The organism is Geothrix fermentans DSM 14018, assembly GCF_000428885.1.
In the GTDB taxonomy this organism is placed as follows: domain Bacteria; phylum Acidobacteriota; class Holophagae; order Holophagales; family Holophagaceae; genus Geothrix; species Geothrix fermentans.
In genome coordinates this window covers 23361-40549 of record NZ_AUAU01000008.1, presented here as the reverse complement: position 1 = coordinate 40549, position 17189 = coordinate 23361, and the positions used below count along the sequence as shown (strand labels likewise).

Here is a 17189-nt window from a genome sequence, read left to right as displayed (position 1 = left end):
AGACACCAAGGAAAGCCAGGGGCCTGCTTTCGGCCCTTCTTGGTGGCCTTGGTGTCTTGGTGGTGATCCTTGTCTTGGCGGAAGGATTCCGGCATCACCACCTCCAGGTCGCGGCCAGGGTCCAGCGGGGCTCGGGGGCGGGGAACCCGTAGACCAGGCTGGCGTCGCCGTCCTGATCGTAGCGGCCGCTGAGCCAATCCTGGACGGTCTGTTTGGGCTGGAGCAGGTGCTCGCCGCGCAGGGCCAGGGTCAGGTGCTTCACGGGCTCATGGGAGAGGCCCACGCTCAGGTCGCGGTAGGCCTTCCGGGTGCTGGCCACCTCGTAGGTGGTGTCGTTCAGGTCGTAGCGGGGGCCGATGTGCGCGAGGCGCAGATCGGCGCGCCAGGTCTTCGCCTGGGCGAAGACCGCCACGGCCCCGGTGAAGAAGGGGTGGCGCAGGATGGCGGTGTTCTGCATCCCGAAGCGGTCCGCGTCCGTGTTGTGGTCCAGGTCCCGGGTCTCCTGGCTGCGGAGGATGAGGTCCCAGCCGTAGGCCACGGCCTCGCCCCCACGCCAGCCCAGGGCGCCCTCCACGCTCTGGGCCCGGATGGCGCCCTGGTTCGCGTAGTGGGAGGTGAAGAGCGGGGGGAAGGCGAAGCTGGTGTCGTAGACGTAGGCCAGCAGGTCGGAGACGCGGGTGCGCTGGGCCTCCAGGCGGTATTCCCAGTGGCCGGCGAACTGGCCCGTGGCGCCAATCTGGATCGTGCGGCTGCGCTCGGGGAGGATGGGATAGGCCAGACCATCCTGGCTCTCCGCCTGGGCGTTCAGGGCGAACTCCGTGGTGTTGGGCATGCGGAAGCCCTGGCCCGCGCTGGCGTAGAGGCGCAGCTCCGGGGCGATCACCCAGTTCAGGCCCGTGCGCCAGGTGCCCGCCTCGGCGCTGCCGGCGCGGCTGCGCAGGCCGGTGTCCGAGCGGGTGAGGTCCCGATGGCCGGCATCGCGGCGCAGGCCCGCCACCCAGTCCAGGCCCTCGGCCAGCGTCCAGCGCAGCTCCAGGGCCCCGGCCAGGTCGCGGCCCTCGCCCCGGTACCGCACGGCCGCAAAGGTCGCCGGGTCATAGTAGTTCCGCGCGTGGCTGGTGTCCTCGCGCCCCTCCAGCCGGCCGGAGAGGCGGAAGGCGGGCAGGGGCGTCCAGTGCAGGGTGAGCTGGTCCTCCACGCGACGGAAGTCGCGGTCCGTCTGCTGGCGCTTGGGCCCGCTGGGATCGCCCGTGCGGCCTTCCAGGGCCTGGAGGGTGTTCTCCAGCACCAGGCTGGGCGCCAGAACCCAGCGCAGGCTCGCGCCCCAGCTCTCCTGGCGGGCGCGCATCTCGCGCTGGGGTTCGTAGCTGCGGGCCGCGGGCCAGCCGGAGGTGGTGAAGGGGATGGCCGCCGTCTGGCCGGAGTTGCGGTAGAAGCCCGTCAGGTCCACCTCCCCGAGCTTCGTGCCCATCCTCAGGAAGCCGCCCGCCTGGCGGAAGGCGTCATCGGGGAAGCCGCTCTCCTGCTTCTGGGCCTCGGCGCCGGCAGCGATCCAGCCGCGGGGACCGGCCACCTGGGCCTGGGCGGAGCCGCCCAGCAGGCTGCCGGTGCCCGCCTTCAGGGTGGCCTGGCCGTGGCAGCCCTCGGCGCCCCGGCCCGTGCTGGTGAGGGCGATGACGCCGCCGATGGCATCGCTGCCGTAGAGCACGGAGGCGGGGCCCAGGATCAGCTCCACGCGCTCGATGCCCACGAGGCTGAGGGCGCCCAAGTCCGGCGTGATGGCGGTGGGGTCGTTCAGGCGCAGGCCGTCCAGCAGCACCACCACGTTGCGGCTGAGGGTGCCGTTGAGGAAGGCCGAGGCCTGCTTGCCGGTGCCACCGGTGGCCATGACGGCGCCGGGCTGGACCGCCTCCAGCAGATCCGCCAGGGTGCGGCTGCCCAGGCGGGCCAGTTCCTCGGCTTCCACGATGCGGACGGGGGCCGGGGTGCGGGTGACCGCCACGGGCTGGGCCTCGGCACTGACGGTGACCGTGGCCTCCAGAGGCTTCCGGTCGGCCTCGACGGCGGAAAGGGGGGAGAGGGCGGACACGGCCGCCAGGGAGAAGAGAATGCGGGCAGAACCCATCATGCCTCCACGCATGGTGTCGCGGCGGCAGGGCGTCCCGCAGGGGGAATGGCCCGGCCCGTTCCCGCGACGGGGGGTGAGGTGCGGGACCGGTCTCCGGGCTCGCACGCGACCGGGGCCTTGCGGCTCCCCCTCACCTTCCCGGGACGATCCCAGTGGCTCGGGCTTGAGGTCTCACGCCGGCTTGCGTGGCGTGGTGCATACCGTTGCGGGGCAGCGCAGGAATCTCACCTGCTTCCCGTGCATCCAGCACGAAATTGTCAGAACTCCAGGGAAACACGGCGCCGCTGGCCTCCGCAAGTACAATGGCCCCATGCGAGCACCCATCGGCATCATCGGCGGCAGTGGACTCTACCGGATGGAGGGGCTCGCCCTGGACCGGACGGAGCTGGTTCAGACGCCCTTCGGCGCGCCTTCGGGCCCCGTGCACCTGGGCGCTCTGGACGGCGCCCCCGTGGCCTTCCTGGCGCGCCATGGGGAAGGCCATCGGTTCACGCCCAGCGAGGTGAACTACCGGGCCAACCTCTGGGCCCTGAAGTCCCTGGGGGTCGAGCGGCTGATCTCCGTCTCCGCCGTGGGCAGCCTCCAGGCCCGGCACAAGCCCGGTGAGCTGCGGCTCGTGGGCCAGTTCATCGACAAGACCCGGCACCGGAAGGACACCTTCTTCGGCGAGGGCCTGGTGGCCCACGTGAGCTTCGCGGAGCCCGTCTGCGCCCATGCCACCGCCGCGCTGCTCAAGGCTGGACAGTCGCTGTCCATCCCCATCGAGGGCGGCGCCACCTACGTCTGCATGGAGGGGCCCGCCTTCTCCACCCGCGCCGAGAGCCGCCTGCACCAGAGCTGGGGCGCGGACCTCATCGGCATGACCCAGGTGACCGAGGCGCGCCTGGCCCGCGAGGCGGAGTTCTGCTACGCCTGCATCGCCCTGGTGACGGACTACGACGCCTGGCGCGAGGAGGAGGAGGGCGTGGACGCCGCCTCGGTGCTGGAGGTCATGCACGCCAACGTGGACAAGGCCCAGCGTCTGCTTCGCGCCGCCGTGCCCGGCCTTTCGGGGGCCCCGAGAACCTGCGGCTGCGGCGAGGCCCTGAAGGCGGCCCTCTTCACGGCGCCGGAGGCTGTGACCGAGGACGCCCGCAGGCGGCTCGACCTGCTGGTGGGCAAGTACGGCTACGGGATGCACGGATGAGCCCCATCCAGGCCAGCCCCAAGCTCCAGGCCCTGCTGAAGGACTTCCAGCAGATCGCGAGCATGTCGGGCTACCTGAACCACGCCTTCGATCCGCCGCAGCTCCGGCTCTTCTTCACGCTCTACGGCCGGGTGATGGTGGCCTCCCCCGACGAAGGCCTGGCGCTCACCCCGCGGCTCCAGGCCTGGTGCGAGAGCCTGTCCGTCAACCTCCGGGAGGGCAGCTCCTCGGCCATCATGCCGCCCCAGGTGCAGGTGAGCGCCCCCCAGACCCTGCCGGACGGCCGCGACTACCTCGTGGCCACCCTCACCTTCAACACCAAGATCACCGACAGCTCGTACCTCCGCGTCCGCACCGCCGTGCTGGCCGCCTACCAGGAGGCGGTGAGGATGCGGGAGGCGGGAATTCCCGAGGCTCCCCCCAAGGCCGCGCCGGAGGGGCCATCTCCCGCATGAGCCGCGCCCCGGGGCTCACCTCCTCCGTCGCAAGGCGGCATTGAGATCCGCCTCCCACTCCCGCATGTCCTGCTCGAAGCCGGCGGCCGTGTGGCCATCGACGAAGGCGTTGCCTTCGGCGGAGAGGCCGGTCCAGGTGTAGCGGACGCGCGCCAGGGTCCCGCCCGGTCCTTCCGGCGCCAGGGTGATGTGGATCGTGGTGACGTCCCGGCCAGGCGTGAAGTGGGCATAGGTGATCCGGGCCGGGCGCCCCGCCTCCGGAGCGGAGAACTCGGTGCAGACCCACCAGGTGCCGGGCGTCGTGAACACGGCGCTCTCGCCTTCGGGGCCGGATTCGGGAAAGAGCACCGTGGGGTTCCAGCCCTGGGCCCAGGCGCGCTCGCCCGTGGCCGTGAGGAAGGGCATCACCTCCAGGGGGCGGGCCGCCAGGTGTTGCAGGTACTCCAGCGACCGTGTGCGGGCCCGGAAGGTAGGCGGAGGCTGGGGGGCTTGATGGGCGGGCGGGGTGGGGATGGGCATGGGATCTCCTGGCCTCGAGGGGAGGCCCTGCAGGGTGGATGGGTGGGTCAGTCGCCGCCGCCGGCGCGTTCAGCTGCGTGCTCCAGGGCCTCCAGGCAGCGGGAGGTGGCGGCCAGCGCATGGGGTGACAGCTCCTCGGCCAGGGCCTGGCCCAGGGCGGCGAGCGCCTCCTTCACGCGGGTTGCCTGCTTCACGCCCTTGGGGGTGAGACGGAGCATGGTGGAGCGCCGGTCCTCGGGGTGGGCCTCCCGGGCGAGCCAGCCCTTGGCCTCCAGCCGGTCGAGCACGCCCGTGAGCGTGGAGCGCTTGTGCGCGAACGCGCGATGCACGGCCCCGATGGGGCTCGGCCCGGCCTGGGCGAGGAAGGCGAGGATGTGGGCCTCGGCCTGGTTCACGCCGAGGGGCGGTTCCCAGGCCGCGAGGAAGAGGCCCACCCGGTGGGTGGCGCGGTGGAGCTGGAGGATCAGGTCGAGGGACATTATTCACATCCGAATATTACGAATTCGAACTAAATATGGATCCATTGACCCCGGTTGTCAACGGCCTTCCGGCTATCCTGGGTCCCTAGTCCTGGAGGAACCCCGGATGTTCCGGATCTCGCGAGCCGCCGCCCCTGCCTTCGCGGCCCTGGTCCTTGCCGCAGGCCCGGCCGTGCGGAACCCGCAGGCGGAGGGCCTGCCCTTCAAGCCCTCCCCCGTCCCCGGCGGCGTGGCGGTTGTCGTCCTGCCAGGCCGGGGGGCCGCGCCGAAGGCCACCTACCGTGGTGAGCCGGTGCTGGTGCGCCAGGGGGCGAAGGGCTGGGTGGCGGTGGTGGGCATCCCCCTCAGCGCGAAGCCGGGCCGGGACGAGGTCGAGGTGGAGGGCCGGCCGGTCCCCTTCACCATCAAGCCCAAGCGCTACCCCGAGCAGCGCATCCGCCTCAAGGACGAGCGCCAGGTGACGCCGAACGCCGAGGACGAGGCGCGCATCGCCCGGGAACAGGCGCTCATGGCACCGGCCTGGAAGGCCTGGCCCGAGGGGCTCGTGCCGTCCCTGCAGTTCCAGCAGCCCACGCCCGGCGGCCTCACCAGCTCCTTCGGCCTGCGCCGCATCTTCAACGGCCAGCCCCGGGCGCCCCACGGGGGGCTCGACATCAAGGCCCCTGCGGGTCAGGCCGTGCGCGCGCCGGCCGCGGGCGTGGTGGTGCTCACAGGCGACTTCTTCTTCAGCGGCAATGCCGTGTTCCTGGCCCACGGCCAAGGCGTGGTGAGCCTCTTCGCGCACCTGTCGAAGATCACGGTGGCCCAGGGCCAGGTGGTGAAGGCCGGCGACCTGGTGGGCGAGGTGGGCCAGACCGGCCGCGCCACGGGCCCCCATCTGCACTGGTCCCTGAGCCTCAACAACGCGCGGGTGGATCCGCGGCTCTTCCTCCGGCCCTAAGAACTCAAGGCCCGCTGCCCCCTCGTCTGCACAAGGGCGACGCCAGCGATGGCGATGGCGCCGCCCAGCACCGTGAGCGGCGTGGGCACTTCGCCCAGCCAGGCCCAGGCGATGAGGCTGGCGATCACCGGCGTCAGATACAGGAAGCTGGAGAGCAGGCCGGCGGGCATGCGGGCCAGGGCGTAGTTCCACAGGACGTAGGCGATGGCGGCGGGGAAGAGGCCCAGGTAGGCCCCGGCGAGGGTGGCCGGAAGCGCGGCCTGGGGGGCCTGGCGGAGGAGTCCCGGCAGGAAGACCAGCATGGGCAGGGTGCCCGCCCAGATGGTGTAGCTGGTGAACTCGAGGGCCGCATGGCGCCGGAGCGCCCGCTTGGACAGGATGGAGAAGACCGCGGCGGCGGCCGCGGCCAGCAGGATGAGCAGGGCCCCGGGGGTGAAGCGCAGCCCCCGGCCGCCGCTGAGGGCGATGAGGGCCACGCCCGCGAAGGCCACGAAGATGCCGGTCCATCCGATCCGGGTGAGGCGCTCGCCCAGGAACAGGGCGGAGAGCAGGGCCGTGAACACAGGGCCGGCGGAGATGAGCAGGGAGGCCGCCCCCGCCTGGACCGTCACCTCGCCGAAGTTGAGGGCCACGTGGTAGACACTGATGCCCAGGAATCCCGCCAGGGCGATGCGCGGAAGCTCGGCGGGCTCAGGCAGGCGCATCCGCGTCGCCAGTCCGTACACGGCCAGGGCTGCCGAGGCCGTGCCGAACCGCAGCAGGGCCAGCTCGCCGGGGCCGTAGCCATCCGTGCCGGGGCGGCCCGCCGGCGTGATCCGCAGCCCCGCGCGGATGCCCGCGAAGGCCGAAGCCCACAGCAGCAGCACGCCCGCGATGGCCAGCCAGGTGCGGGGGTCACGCTTCCATCCCGGACCGCCCATGTCAGCGCCGACCCTGGGCCAGCCGCTCGCGCAGGGCCGCGCAGGCCCGGGCGCGGTGGCTGAGGGTGTGCTTGGTCTCCGACGGCAGCTCGCCGAAGGTTTGGTCGAAGCCATCGGGGATGAAGATGGGATCGTAGCCGAACCCGCCGTTCCCGCGGTGGTCGAAGGCCAGGGAGCCCTCCACGGCGCCGCTGGCGGTGAGGGGCTCGCCATGGAAGGGCACGTAGGCCAGCACGCACACGAACCGAGCCGAGCGGTCCGCGCCCTCAGGCACCATGGCCAGCAGGCGGCGGTTCTTGTCGCGGTAGTCGGGCAGGTCCGGTGCGAAGCGGGCCGAGAGCACGCCCGGGCCACCCCAGAGCGCGTCCACGCAGAGGCCCGAATCGTCCGCCAGCACGCCGTCCACGGCCTCTGGGCCGTGCTCCCGCCACCAGGCCCGGGCGCCCTCTGCCTTCTGCAGGGCGTTGTCCTGGAAAAAGGCTCCGGTTTCCGGGAGCTCTTGGGCGTTAGCGGGCCAGAGGACGAAGCGGACTTCAGGCAGCAACTCGGAAAACTCGCGCAGCTTGCCGGCGTTCCGGGAGGCCAGAACGACCTTGAGGGGGGAATGGACGATCAAGAATTCACCTGATTGAGAGGGGAATCATGGCTGGGTGGTGAGGTCTTGCGTATCGCCACAGGCGATACCAAGAGGAGCACTTTCAGCATGGCGTCATCACCTGTCCATCAGAGATACGAAATTTTGAAAGCGGAGATATGCAGAGGAGCTGAGGAAAGCGGAGAATGCCGCTGACTTTATTTCTCAGCTTTCCTCCGCCCCTCTGTTTTCCTCCGCTTATTGACATCTTTCATCGAGGGGTGTTCCCAAACCATCAGCATCCGATGACTTCGGTGTACCAACTGCGGGCCCGCTCGGGGGTCATGGGGCCGTGGACGAGGGCGCGGCCGTCGGCGAAGAGGGTGATCTCGTCGGGGCCCTCCTGGCCCTTGAGCATGAGGCCCGCCTGCTTCCAGGGGCTGCGGGTGCGGGCCTCCAGGCGCGGCTTCAGGGCGGCGAGATCCAACTTCCCGGGCGGGTTCACGCGGATCTGCACGCCCTCGAGGCCACAGAGGGCACTGGCCTTGAGGGTCCAGCGGGCGTCCAGGAACTCCGTGACCTTCCCCGTGCAGAAGCGGCAGCGGGTCTTCGGGGGCTTCAGGAACTGGCGCTCGTCGTGCCAGAAGTCGAAGCGGGCGAGGTCGGCATGGGGCTCCTTCCCCGTGAGCACCTTGAGGGCCTCCAGGGCCGCCCAGCTGGCGATGACGCCCACGGCGGGGCCCAGCACCCCGGCGCTGTCGCAGGTGTCCACGTCGCCGCCGGCGGGGGGCTCCTCGATGAGGCAGCGCAGGCAGGGGGTGCGCGGCGGGTTCAGGGGCCAGACGACCCCCTCGCCGCCGATGGCGCCGGCATAGATCCAGGGCGTGCCCGTGAGGATGGCCACATCGTTGATGAGGAAGCGGGCCTCGAAGTTGTCCGTGCCATCGCAGATGAGGTCGAAGCCCGACAGCAGCTCCCGGGCGTTGCCGCTGGTGAGGTCGGCCACCACCGGAACCAATTCGATGCCCGAGTTGGCTTCGTGAAGCCGCTTCGCGGCCACTTCGGCCTTGGGTTGGCCCAGATCTGATTCGCCGTAGAGGAGCTGGCGCTGGAGGTTGCTCGCCTCCACCAGGTCCCGGTCGATGAGGGTGAGGTGGCCTACGCCGGCCCGGGCAAGCCAGGGCGCGATGACCGAGCCCAGGGCCCCGAGGCCCAGCACGGCCACGCGCTTGGTACGCAAAGCGTCATCGGCCTCGCGGCCGAGAAAGATGCGTTGCTTGGCGTAGCGGTCGTTCATGGGGCTCTCAGCCATCAGCTGTCAGCTCTCAGTCTAAAAGCAACGGCGCCCCACCGGGGCGCCGCGCTGATGGCTGACAGCCGATAGCAATCTTTTAGTTCGCGCCCTGGCCGGCCTGGGCCTCGGTCATGGCCTTCTCGTACTCGGCCTGGAGGCGGCTGGCGTCGGAGATGGCGAACTTGTAGACGTACTCGAAGCGGTCGGCGCCCTTGGTGAGGGCGATGATCACTTCGTAGACACCCTCGGCGGTCACCTCGAAGGGGGCCGCGATGACGTTGAAGGTGCCTTCCTTGGCGCCGTCGGGGATCTGCACGTCGCTGTCGCGGATCACGTCCTTGCGGTCGCCGGTGGGGCTCACGATGGAGAAGCCGAACTTGAACTGGCCGTCCATGCGGGAGAAGCGGGTGTAGAAGCACACCTTGGGCAGGGTGAAGGGCACCTGGGGCACCACGATGTGGTGGTCGTACAGGCCCATCAGCGAGGTCTTGCCGCCCATCTCCTGGCGGATGTCATCACAGAGCAGCGTGAATTCGTGCTTGGGGGCCTTGATCTGGACTTCTTGCATGGGGGGGCTCCGAAAGAGGGGGCATCCTTGGGTGAAGGGAAAGTTTACCCTTGAAGGCGGTCCCATCCAACCACGGGTTGGCGGCCGGTCCCGGAGGCGGCATGCGGCATTGGTTCTGGATCCTGTTGATCGCCCTGGGCCTCCAGGGCCAAGAGGCCCGGATTCAGATTCTTGGAACGACAGACCTGCACGGCCGCGTGATGGCCGAGGACACCTTCACCCTCCAGCCCGCGAACCAGGGCTGGGCGAAGCTTGCCACGCTGATCCGCCGCCAGAAGGCCCTGAACCCGGACACGATCCTGGTGGACTGCGGCGACACGATCCAGGGCGAGCCCATCAACTATGTCCGGAACACGTTGCGCCGGGACCTGCCGGAACCGAGCGTGGCCATCATGAACGCTTTGGGCTATTCGGCCATGGCCGTGGGCAACCACGAGTACGACTTCGGCCTCGACCTGCTGCGCGAGGTCGAGGGCCAGGCGAAGTTCCCCTTCCTGTCCGCGAACACCCTGACGGCCAAGGGCGCCCCGGCCTTTCCTGCCCATGCCCTGGTGTCGGTGGGCGGGGTGCGGGTGGCCCTGGTGGGCTTCACCACGCCGCGGACGGCGGCCCTGGCCGATCCGCGCGATACGGCGGGCCTGACCTTCCGGGACATCGTGGCCGCCGCCCGGGAATGGGTGCCGCGCCTCCGGGAGAAGGAGAAGGCTGACGTGGTGGTGGCCCTGGTCCACTCGGGCCTCGGGAAGGTGGACGGCCGGGAGGGCGACGAGGACGAGGCGCTCCGCCTGGCGGACCAGGTGCCCGGCCTGGACGCCATCCTCACGGGTCACACGCACCAGGCCATCCAGACCGAGCACAAGGGCATCCCCATTCTCCAGGCCCAGGCCCACGGGCGGGCCCTGGCGGTGGTGGACCTGAACCTCCGCCGGGAGAAGGGCCGCTGGCGCGTGGTCGCCAGCCAGGGACGGCTCATCCGGCCCGAGACCGACACGCCCGTGGACCCGGAGGTGCTGAGCCTCACCGCGGAGCTGCGCGCCGCCACGGACCGCTACCTGGACACGGCGGCCACCAACCTGCTGGTGGACCTGGACAGCCGCTGGGCGCGCATGGAGGACACGCCCCTCATGCAGCTCATCCACCAGGTGCAGCGCCAGGCCACGGGGGCCCAGCTCTCCGCGGCGGCCAGCCCCGGCGCCCGCCTCTTCATCCCCAAGGGCCCCACCAGCGTGCGGCAGTTCTATGCCCTGTCGCCCTACGAGAACCGGGTGGCGCGCATCCGCATCACCGGCGCCCAGCTCAAGGCCTACCTGGAGCACGCGGCGCGGCACTACACCTACAGCTGGGAGCCGGAGCTCTACAACCGCGACGTCCCCCTCCACGACTTCGACGTGGTGGACGGCGTGGCCTACGCGCTGGACCTGGGCAAGCCCGCCGGTAGCCGGGTGGCCGGCCTCAGCTTCCAGGGCCAGCCGGTGAAGCCCGGACAGACCTTCACCCTGGCCCTGACCACGTACCGGCTGCGGGGCGGGGGCGGCTACATGGAGGCCATCGGCTTCAAGGGCCAGCCGGACCTGGTCACCGAGGCATCCCAGCGCAACCTCATCCTGGCCCACGTGCTGGCCCGGCCCGCGCTGAACCCGGCGGTTCCCAACGCCTGGCGCACCATCCCCTACCTGGACCGCGAGCGGGTGCTGAACCAGGCTCGGTGAGGGCCCGGTGAGGGCTACTTGACCTTCACCAGCATCAGCCCGCCCTTGGGGTTGACGAACACCGCATCGGAATCGAGGACGCCCACGAGGATGTGGCTGTCATCCAGCCCCGTGGGAAGGAACTCGACGCTCGTGTGGGGCAGGTCCAGCCTCGCCAGGACGAGGCCCTGCATGGCGCCCCGCTGGGCCGCCGGCACCTGGGCGGCCTTCAGGGCGGCGAAGACCACGCCCTTGCCCACCCACACGGCCAGGGGGCCGCGGTCCAGGACGTTTCCCTCCAGGGCCGGGGCCAGGGTCTCCTGGAGGCGCAGGGCGGTCTCCCCGAATTTCTTGCCGGTGTTGGCGTCCAGGACGCTGAGGTTCAGGGAGGATCCGTCCGCCATCAGGACGTTGCCGCTGTCGTCCAGCGCGATGGGGCGCCGGTTCTGGGGGGCGGGGCCATCCTTTTTCGCGGGCTTGGTGCCGAAGGACCAGATGACCTCCCCGTTGCGGTAGTCCCGCTTCTCCAGGTAGGGCTCGGGGGCGCGATAGGAGAGGATCATGCCCACGGCATCCCAGCAGACATCGCCGACCTCGGCCGGCAGCTTCACGCTGCCCATGGCGCGCCCGCTCCGCTCCAGGTGGGTGAGGGTGGTGCCGTGCGCCACCCACGCGGCGTTGCGGGGGTCGATCACCCAGCGGTCGGGCTCCTCGTCGATCTTGCCGATGGGGAGCGACCCCAGGAGGCCGCCGTCCCGCACCCAGGTGCGCAGGGCCCGGCCCGCGCCGTCGTAGAAGGTGAAGGAGTCGTCCTTGTCCTGCTTGGCCCAGCTCGCGGCCTTGCCGGCGGCATCCCAGGCCTGGGCGGAGCCGGTCATGGCCGTGAGGCAGAGCAGGGCGCCCAGGATGGACGCGTGGATAGGGTATGACCTCACGAGAGCCTCGGGAAAAGAACGCGCTGCCACGGCGGGTTGGGACCAACCATAGGAATTCCCGGCGTTTTTCGCAAGGTTTTACTTAGATGTTGCTGAAGAATTCCCGGATCCTGCCTTCGAGGGCCGCGGGGCTGAGGCCCTCCTCATCCAGCAGCCGCTTGGGATCCCCGTGGTGGACCAGATGGTCGGCAACGGCGCAGCGGAGCAGGGGGCGGATGAGCCCCGCATCGGCCAGGGACTCGGCCACGGCGCCGCCGAAGCCGGCCGGCGCGCAGCCCTCCTCCAGCGTGACGACAGCCCGGCACCGGTCCGCCCAGGCATGGATGAGGGCCGCGTCGAGGGGCTTCACGAAGCGGGCGTTGATGACGGCGCAGGAGATGCCTTCGGCGGCCAGGGTGTCCGCGATCCGCCGGGCGGGCTCCACCATGGCGCCCAGGGCGCAGAGCAGCAGGTCCGTCCCCTCGCGCAGCAGCTCGCCCTTGCCCACGGGGAGCGCCGTGATGGGCTCCTCCAGCGCCACGCCGAGGCCATTGCCCCGGGGATAGCGGAGGGCGGCGGGATGGCCGCAGTAGAGGGCGGTCATGAGCATGCGCCGCAGCTCGTTCTCGTCCTTCGGCGCCATGAGGATGATGTTGGGCAGGCAGCGCAGGAAGGCCAGGTCGTAGAGGCCGTGGTGGGTGGGGCCGTCGGCGCCCACGATGCCGGCGCGATCCAGCGCGAAGGTCACGGGCAGGTCCTGGATGCAGACGTCGTGGGCCACCTGGTCGAAGCCGCGCTGCAGGAAGGTGCTGTAGATGGCCGCCACGGGGCGCATGCCCTGGGCCGCCAGGCCCGCGGCGAAGGTGACGGCGTGCTGCTCGGCGATGCCCACGTCGAAGCAGCGGTCCGGGAAGGCCTTCTGGAACAGGTTCAGGCCCGTGCCGTCCAGCATGGCGGCCGTGATGCCCACGATCCTGGCGTCGTTCCGCGCCAGCTCCACCATGGCCTTGCCGAAGACGTTGGTGTAGCTGGGGGGCGCGGGCTTGGCCGGATCCGCCTGCACCTTGATGATCTCGCCGGACTCCGGGTCGAAGGCGGTCACGCCGTGCCACTTCAGGGGATCCTGCACGGCGGGCTCGTAGCCGAAGCCCTTCTTGGTCTGCACGTGCAGCAGCACCGGGCCATCCTTCATCTTCTCCTTGGCCTCGGCCAGGGCCTTGGAGACAGCGTTCACGTCGTGGCCGTTGATGGGCCCCAGGTAGCGGAAGCCCAGGTCCTCGAAGAGCAGGCCCGGCACCATCAGCCGCTTGATGCTCTCCTCGCTCCACTTGGCGGCCTTGGCCACGCCCTTGCTGAGGCCCTCCAGGGGGATGGCCTTGATGGCGTGCTCGATGCGGTCCCGCCAGCGCTGGTAGTACTGGCCCGACATGATCTGGTTCAGGTAGCCCTGCAGCGAGCCCACATTGGGGTTGATGCTCATGTCGTTGTCGTTGAGGATCACCAGGAACTTCTTCGTCTCCAGGTAGCCGGCCTGGTTGAGGCCCTCGAAGGCCATGCCGGCGGTCATGGAGCCGTCGCCGATGACGGCGATGCAGGCGTGGTCCTGCTTCTGGAGGTCCCGGGCCTTGGCCATGCCCAGCACGGCGGAGATGCTGGTGCTGGCGTGGCCGGCGCCGAAGTGGTCGTAGGGGCTCTCGTCCCGCTTGAGGAAGCCCGAGAGGCCGTGGTGCTGGCGCAACGTGGAGAAGCGGTCCTTGCGGCCCGTGAGGATCTTGTGCGGGTAGGCCTGGTGGCCCACGTCCCACACGATGCGGTCCTGGAGGAAGTCGAAGTGGTTGAAGAGGGCCACGGTCAGCTCCACCGTGCCCAGGTTGGAGCTGAAGTGGCCGCCGGTCTCGGACACGGAGGCGATGATGAAGGCCCGCACCTCGTCCGCGAGCTGCTGGAGCTGCTCCGGGGTGAAGTGGCGGATCTGCTGGGGGGCGGCCAGGGAATCCAGCAGGGGGTAGGGGTTGGTGGAGGGCTCCACCTGGACGCCTACTTCGCCCGCTGGGCCAGATACCGGGCCCAGGCTGCCAAGGACGTGCGATTGGGAAGGGTTGCTAGGTGGCATAAGGCGTTCTCGGTCGCTTCACTCAGGGCTTTGCGGGCACCGTCCAGGCCCAGGAGGGAAGGGTAGGTGATCTTACCCCTGCCCGCATCCTTCCCGGCGCGCTTGCCCAGGTCGGCCTCGGTGGCGGTGGCGTCCAGGATGTCGTCCTGGATCTGGAAGGCGAGGCCGATGGCCTCGCCGTAGGCGCGGAGGGCGGCCCGCCCCGCGGGATCGGCGCCGCCCAGGACGGCTCCGATCTCCAGGGAGGTCCGCAGGAGGGCGCCGGTCTTGAGGCGGTGGATGAGGCGCAGGTGGTCCAGATCGTAGTGGTCCAGCTTCTCGCCCTCGAGGTCGAGGGCCTGGCCGCCGGCCATGCCGCGCCAGCCGGAGCCTTCCGCCAGCAGGGCCAGGGCCTCGGCCCGGCGGACGGGCTCCAGGTCCGCGGCGGCCAGCACGCCGAAGGCTTCCGTGAGCAGGGCGTCCCCGGCCAGGATGGCGTGCCCCTCGCCGAAGACCTTGTGGTTGGTGGGCCGGCCCCGGCGGAGGTCGTCATCGTCCATGGCGGGCAGATCGTCATGGATGAGGGAATAGGTGTGGACGTACTCCAGGGCCAGGGCGCCGGGGAGGGCCTGCGCGGCCGTTCCGCCCACAGCCTCAGCCGCCAGGATGCACAGCACCGGCCGCACGCGCTTGCCTCCGGCCTCGAGGCTGTAGCGCACGGCCTCGCCCAGGCGGACGGCCTCGCCCTGCCGGAAGGGGGCCGTGAGGGCGGCATCCAGCAGGGGAAGCAGGCGGTCCAGATCCGCCCGGACCTGCTCGGTGGGTTCGCTCATCGGCCTTCCCCGCCTTCATCCAGGGGTTCGGCCCGGTACTCGCCGCCCAGGCCCGCCTTGAGGACCTCCACCTTGCGCTGGGCTTCCGCCAGCTGCTTCTGGAGGGCCTGGCTGAGCTGGACGCCTTCCTCGAAGCGGGCCAGCGCCTCCTCCAGGCTGAGGCTGCCGGATTCCAGCTGCTGCACCAGGGACTCCAGCCGGTCCAGGCCATCGTCGAAGGAGGGTTGGGCGCTCATGGGGATTCCGCAAGGAAGGGGCCCGCCGACGGATCGCCAGGGGGCCCCGCCCAGTCTACCGCCTCCCCTTCGCGGCGTCCTTCATCTCCTTGCCGCCATCCTTCATGGTGTAGCCCGCGGGCAGGGCCCAGGTGCTCTCGGGGATGGGCGCCATGGACACCGCCGTGGCCTCGGTGGTCACGTCCGTGCCCAGGAGGCCGCTGATGTGGGTCCTGAGGGGCACGCCCTTGAGCTTGGCCGTCTCCTGATAGACCCGCTTGAAGAGGGCGCCCATGGGACCGGGCACGCGGTTCAGCATGGCCATGGACTTGGCGTAGTCCTTGACGGGGAACTGGAGGGAGGGATCGATGCTCAGGTCCTCCACCATCTTGCCGAGGGTGATGCGCACCTTCTTGCAGGGGCGGCCCAGCACCGTGTCCGTTCCCAGCTGCTCGACCTTCACCTCGGACACGTCGCCGAACATCATCTTCGTGACCATCTCGGGCATGCCGGCCATCTGGTCCTCCAGGGCCTGCATGGTCTCCGCCATGTCCTTGAAGGTGAGCTTGGTGATGGTCTTCTTGCCGTGGTCGATGCTGTAGATCACCTCGTGGCCGTAGTCCACCAGGCTGTCGAGCTTCGAGCCGGCGTGATTGATCCGCATCCGGGTGGCGCTGAGGTACTGGACCTGGGAGCCGTCCTTGGCCATGGCGCCCTTGCCCGTGACCTGGGAGGTGATGGTGAGGTCGCCCGCCAGGAGGCTGGTCGCGGAAAGAAGTGCTCCGATGGCAAGAGTCAGAAGGGTTCGCATGGAAATCTCCGAGGATGGGATGGGCTGAGGATACGCCAGGAGCCTCGGTGTGGCCAGGTGGGATACCTTCTTGAAGGGGGTGGCGATGGCCCGGGTCCTCGTGGTGGACGACAGCAAGGAGACCTGCGAGTTCCTGGAGGAGCTGCTGGGGACCATGGGCCTCGAGGTCGCCAAGGCCACGCACCCTGACCGCGCCATCGAGCTGCTGCGGGGCGGCTCCTTCGACCTGCTGCTCTCGGACATCAACCTGGAGGCCAAGAAGGATGGCCTGGACCTGCTGCGGGAGGCCAAGCCCCTGGGGGTGGACACCATCCTGCTGTCGGGCTTCGGCACCCTGGAGACCGCCATCGAGGCCGTGCGGGAGGGCGCTTTCGACTTCCTCAGCAAGCCCTGGAACAACGAGGAACTGAAGGCCCTGGTGACCCGGGCCCTCGCGCGTCGGCAGTCCGCCGGGCAGGGGGAGCCGCCGGATGCCTCGCCCAAGACCAAGCGGAGCCTCATGATCGGCTCCAGCCCGAAGATGATGGCCGTCTACAAGACCATCGCCAGCCTCCAGAACAGCCGGGCCACGGTGCTCATCACCGGGGAGAGCGGCACGGGCAAGGAGCTGGTGGCCCGCAGCATCCACCTCTCCAGCGACCGCCGGGACCGCGCCTTCGTGGCCGTGAACTGCGGCGCCCTCACAGAGACCCTGCTGGAATCCGAGCTCTTCGGGCATGTGAAGGGCTCCTTCACCGGCGCCGTGGGCGAGAAGCCAGGCCTCTTCGAGGAGGCTTCCGGCGGCACCATCTTCCTCGACGAGATCGGCGAGACCAGCCCCAGCTTCCAGGTGCGCCTGCTGCGGGTGCTGCAGGAACAGGAGATCCGCCGGGTGGGCGGCAACAAGACCATCAAGGTGGACACCCGGGTCATCGCCGCCACCAACCGGGACCTCCAGCAGATGGTGAAGGCCGGAACCTTCCGCGAGGACCTCTACTACCGGCTCAGCGTCGTGGAACTGGCCGTGCCGCCCCTGCGTGAGCGGGGGGACGACGTGGACGCCCTGCTGGACCACTTCCTGGCGGAGTTCGGCTCGAAGGACCAGCAGACCTACCGCCTGCATCCTGAGGCCCGGAAGGTCCTGGAGGCCTATTCCTGGCCCGGCAACGTGCGGGAGCTGAGCAACGCCGTGGAGAACCTCACCCAGCTGAGCCGGGGCCGGGAGATCACGGTGGACGACCTGCCGGCCAAGATCCAGGCCGACGTGCTCAAGCGCGCCCTCCTGCGGCCGGAACCCTGCGAAGGGATGCCGGCCCTGATCGAGGACTGGCCCTCCCTCGACGAGCTGGAGCGCCGCTACATCCAGATCCTGGTGGGGCGCCACAAGGAAAAACAGCGCATCGCGGAGATCCTGGGGGTGGACCGCACCACCCTGTACCGGAAGCTGAAGCGGTACGGGCTCCACGAAGGCGAGTAGAGCCGCCGGGCCGTCGCAGGCTGCGACAGGTTGCAGAACGCAACGCCGAACAGTTCCATTTTCAAAATCCAAAACCATCATTTTCAATAATTAAATGTTGGCTCGGATCGTGCTTCC

General features: G+C 69.9%; 17 protein-coding genes and 1 riboswitch. Of the genes, 5 read left to right on the top strand and 12 right to left on the bottom strand.

Going from position 1 to position 17189, the window contains the following annotated elements; all coding sequences use genetic code 11:
- Positions 1 to 94 precede the first annotated feature (94 nt).
- A complete protein-coding gene (locus G398_RS0102970; RefSeq protein WP_169720605.1) occupies positions 95 to 2128 on the bottom strand; it encodes a TonB-dependent receptor plug domain-containing protein in 2034 nt (677 codons plus the stop codon).
- 67 nt (positions 2129 to 2195) lie between these two features.
- A riboswitch (cobalamin riboswitch) is annotated at positions 2196 to 2390 on the bottom strand.
- Positions 2391 to 2438: 48 nt separating this feature from the next.
- Between G398_RS0102970 and mtnP the strand changes: the two genes are divergently transcribed.
- Both mtnP and G398_RS0102960 read left to right on the top strand, forming a co-directional pair.
- Positions 2439 to 3314 (top strand): S-methyl-5'-thioadenosine phosphorylase, encoded by an 876-nt coding sequence (gene mtnP, locus G398_RS0102965; protein WP_026852501.1) that lies wholly within the window; start codon positions 2439 to 2441, stop codon positions 3312 to 3314.
- Positions 3311 to 3769 (top strand): hypothetical protein, encoded by a 459-nt coding sequence (locus G398_RS0102960; RefSeq protein WP_026852500.1) that lies wholly within the window; start codon positions 3311 to 3313, stop codon positions 3767 to 3769. The genes mtnP and G398_RS0102960 overlap by 4 nt, the downstream gene beginning before the upstream one ends.
- 15 nt (positions 3770 to 3784) lie before the next feature.
- Here G398_RS0102960 and G398_RS0102955 read toward each other — a convergent pair whose 3' ends face one another.
- Positions 3785 to 4288: a hypothetical protein gene (locus G398_RS0102955; protein WP_026852499.1), complete on the bottom strand. Its 504-nt coding sequence runs from the start codon at positions 4286 to 4288 to the stop codon at positions 3785 to 3787.
- Between the two features lie 47 nt (positions 4289 to 4335).
- Positions 4336 to 4767, bottom strand: coding sequence for a MarR family winged helix-turn-helix transcriptional regulator (locus tag G398_RS19170; RefSeq protein ID WP_052571250.1), 432 nt, complete (start codon positions 4765 to 4767; stop codon positions 4336 to 4338).
- 106 nt (positions 4768 to 4873) lie between these two features.
- Here G398_RS19170 and G398_RS0102945 point away from each other — a divergent pair, with 106 nt between their 5' ends.
- Entirely contained in the window at positions 4874 to 5707 is an 834-nt protein-coding gene (locus tag G398_RS0102945) for a peptidoglycan DD-metalloendopeptidase family protein (RefSeq protein ID WP_026852498.1), read from the top strand.
- Here G398_RS0102945 and G398_RS0102940 read toward each other — a convergent pair.
- From G398_RS0102940 to G398_RS0102925, 4 genes are all read right to left on the bottom strand, one after another.
- Positions 5704 to 6627 (bottom strand): DMT family transporter, encoded by a 924-nt coding sequence (locus G398_RS0102940; RefSeq protein ID WP_026852497.1) that lies wholly within the window; start codon positions 6625 to 6627, stop codon positions 5704 to 5706. The two genes, G398_RS0102945 and G398_RS0102940, sit on opposite strands and share 4 nt — an antisense overlap.
- 1 nt (position 6628) lies before the next feature.
- A complete protein-coding gene (locus tag G398_RS0102935) occupies positions 6629 to 7243 on the bottom strand; it encodes a non-canonical purine NTP pyrophosphatase (RefSeq protein WP_026852496.1) in 615 nt (204 codons plus the stop codon).
- Between the two features lie 253 nt (positions 7244 to 7496).
- On the bottom strand, positions 7497 to 8498 hold the full coding sequence (locus tag G398_RS0102930; protein ID WP_052571247.1) for a ThiF family adenylyltransferase: 1002 nt from the start codon (positions 8496 to 8498) through the stop codon (positions 7497 to 7499).
- A gap of 94 nt (positions 8499 to 8592) precedes the next feature.
- Entirely contained in the window at positions 8593 to 9063 is a 471-nt protein-coding gene (locus tag G398_RS0102925; protein WP_026852494.1) for a DUF6941 family protein, read from the bottom strand.
- A 101-nt stretch (positions 9064 to 9164) separates the two neighbouring features.
- Here G398_RS0102925 and G398_RS0102920 point away from each other — a divergent pair, with 101 nt between their 5' ends.
- On the top strand, positions 9165 to 10772 hold the full coding sequence (locus G398_RS0102920) for a bifunctional metallophosphatase/5'-nucleotidase (RefSeq protein WP_026852493.1): 1608 nt from the start codon (positions 9165 to 9167) through the stop codon (positions 10770 to 10772).
- A gap of 14 nt (positions 10773 to 10786) precedes the next feature.
- Here G398_RS0102920 and G398_RS0102915 read toward each other — a convergent pair whose 3' ends face one another.
- The 5 genes from G398_RS0102915 to G398_RS0102895 form a co-directional block, all read right to left on the bottom strand.
- Positions 10787 to 11686 (bottom strand): hypothetical protein, encoded by a 900-nt coding sequence (locus G398_RS0102915; protein WP_026852492.1) that lies wholly within the window; start codon positions 11684 to 11686, stop codon positions 10787 to 10789.
- Positions 11687 to 11768: 82 nt separating this feature from the next.
- On the bottom strand, positions 11769 to 13694 hold the full coding sequence (gene dxs / locus G398_RS0102910; protein ID WP_026852491.1) for a 1-deoxy-D-xylulose-5-phosphate synthase: 1926 nt from the start codon (positions 13692 to 13694) through the stop codon (positions 11769 to 11771).
- Between the two features lie 8 nt (positions 13695 to 13702).
- Positions 13703 to 14590 (bottom strand): polyprenyl synthetase family protein, encoded by an 888-nt coding sequence (locus tag G398_RS0102905; RefSeq protein ID WP_026852490.1) that lies wholly within the window; start codon positions 14588 to 14590, stop codon positions 13703 to 13705.
- On the bottom strand, positions 14587 to 14826 hold the full coding sequence (xseB, locus tag G398_RS0102900) for an exodeoxyribonuclease VII small subunit (protein WP_026852489.1): 240 nt from the start codon (positions 14824 to 14826) through the stop codon (positions 14587 to 14589). The genes G398_RS0102905 and xseB overlap by 4 nt, the downstream gene beginning before the upstream one ends.
- A gap of 55 nt (positions 14827 to 14881) precedes the next feature.
- Positions 14882 to 15616, bottom strand: coding sequence for a DUF4412 domain-containing protein (locus G398_RS0102895; RefSeq protein WP_026852488.1), 735 nt, complete (start codon positions 15614 to 15616; stop codon positions 14882 to 14884).
- 85 nt (positions 15617 to 15701) lie between these two features.
- Between G398_RS0102895 and G398_RS0102890 the strand changes: the two genes are divergently transcribed.
- Positions 15702 to 17072, top strand: coding sequence for a sigma-54-dependent transcriptional regulator (locus tag G398_RS0102890; protein ID WP_026852487.1), 1371 nt, complete (start codon positions 15702 to 15704; stop codon positions 17070 to 17072).
- Positions 17073 to 17189 lie beyond the last annotated feature (117 nt).

Coding starts and splice junctions, on each gene's coding strand:
- mtnP (WP_026852501.1), top strand. CDS start 2,439: ATGCGAGCACCCATCGGCATCATCGGCGGCAGTGGACTCTACCGGATG.
- G398_RS0102945 (WP_026852498.1), top strand. CDS start 4,874: ATGTTCCGGATCTCGCGAGCCGCCGCCCCTGCCTTCGCGGCCCTGGTC.
- G398_RS0102920 (WP_026852493.1), top strand. CDS start 9,165: ATGCGGCATTGGTTCTGGATCCTGTTGATCGCCCTGGGCCTCCAGGGC.
- G398_RS0102890 (WP_026852487.1), top strand. CDS start 15,702: ATGGCCCGGGTCCTCGTGGTGGACGACAGCAAGGAGACCTGCGAGTTC.
- G398_RS0102955 (WP_026852499.1), bottom strand. CDS start 4,288: ATGCCCATCCCCACCCCGCCCGCCCATCAAGCCCCCCAGCCTCCGCCT.
- G398_RS0102940 (WP_026852497.1), bottom strand. CDS start 6,627: ATGGGCGGTCCGGGATGGAAGCGTGACCCCCGCACCTGGCTGGCCATC.
- G398_RS0102925 (WP_026852494.1), bottom strand. CDS start 9,063: ATGCAAGAAGTCCAGATCAAGGCCCCCAAGCACGAATTCACGCTGCTC.
- G398_RS0102960 (WP_026852500.1), top strand. CDS start 3,311: ATGAGCCCCATCCAGGCCAGCCCCAAGCTCCAGGCCCTGCTGAAGGAC.
- G398_RS19170 (WP_052571250.1), bottom strand. CDS start 4,767: ATGTCCCTCGACCTGATCCTCCAGCTCCACCGCGCCACCCACCGGGTG.
- G398_RS0102930 (WP_052571247.1), bottom strand. CDS start 8,498: ATGAACGACCGCTACGCCAAGCAACGCATCTTTCTCGGCCGCGAGGCC.
- xseB (WP_026852489.1), bottom strand. CDS start 14,826: ATGAGCGCCCAACCCTCCTTCGACGATGGCCTGGACCGGCTGGAGTCC.
- G398_RS0102970 (WP_169720605.1), bottom strand. CDS start 2,128: ATGATGGGTTCTGCCCGCATTCTCTTCTCCCTGGCGGCCGTGTCCGCC.
- G398_RS0102905 (WP_026852490.1), bottom strand. CDS start 14,590: ATGAGCGAACCCACCGAGCAGGTCCGGGCGGATCTGGACCGCCTGCTT.
- G398_RS0102895 (WP_026852488.1), bottom strand. CDS start 15,616: ATGCGAACCCTTCTGACTCTTGCCATCGGAGCACTTCTTTCCGCGACC.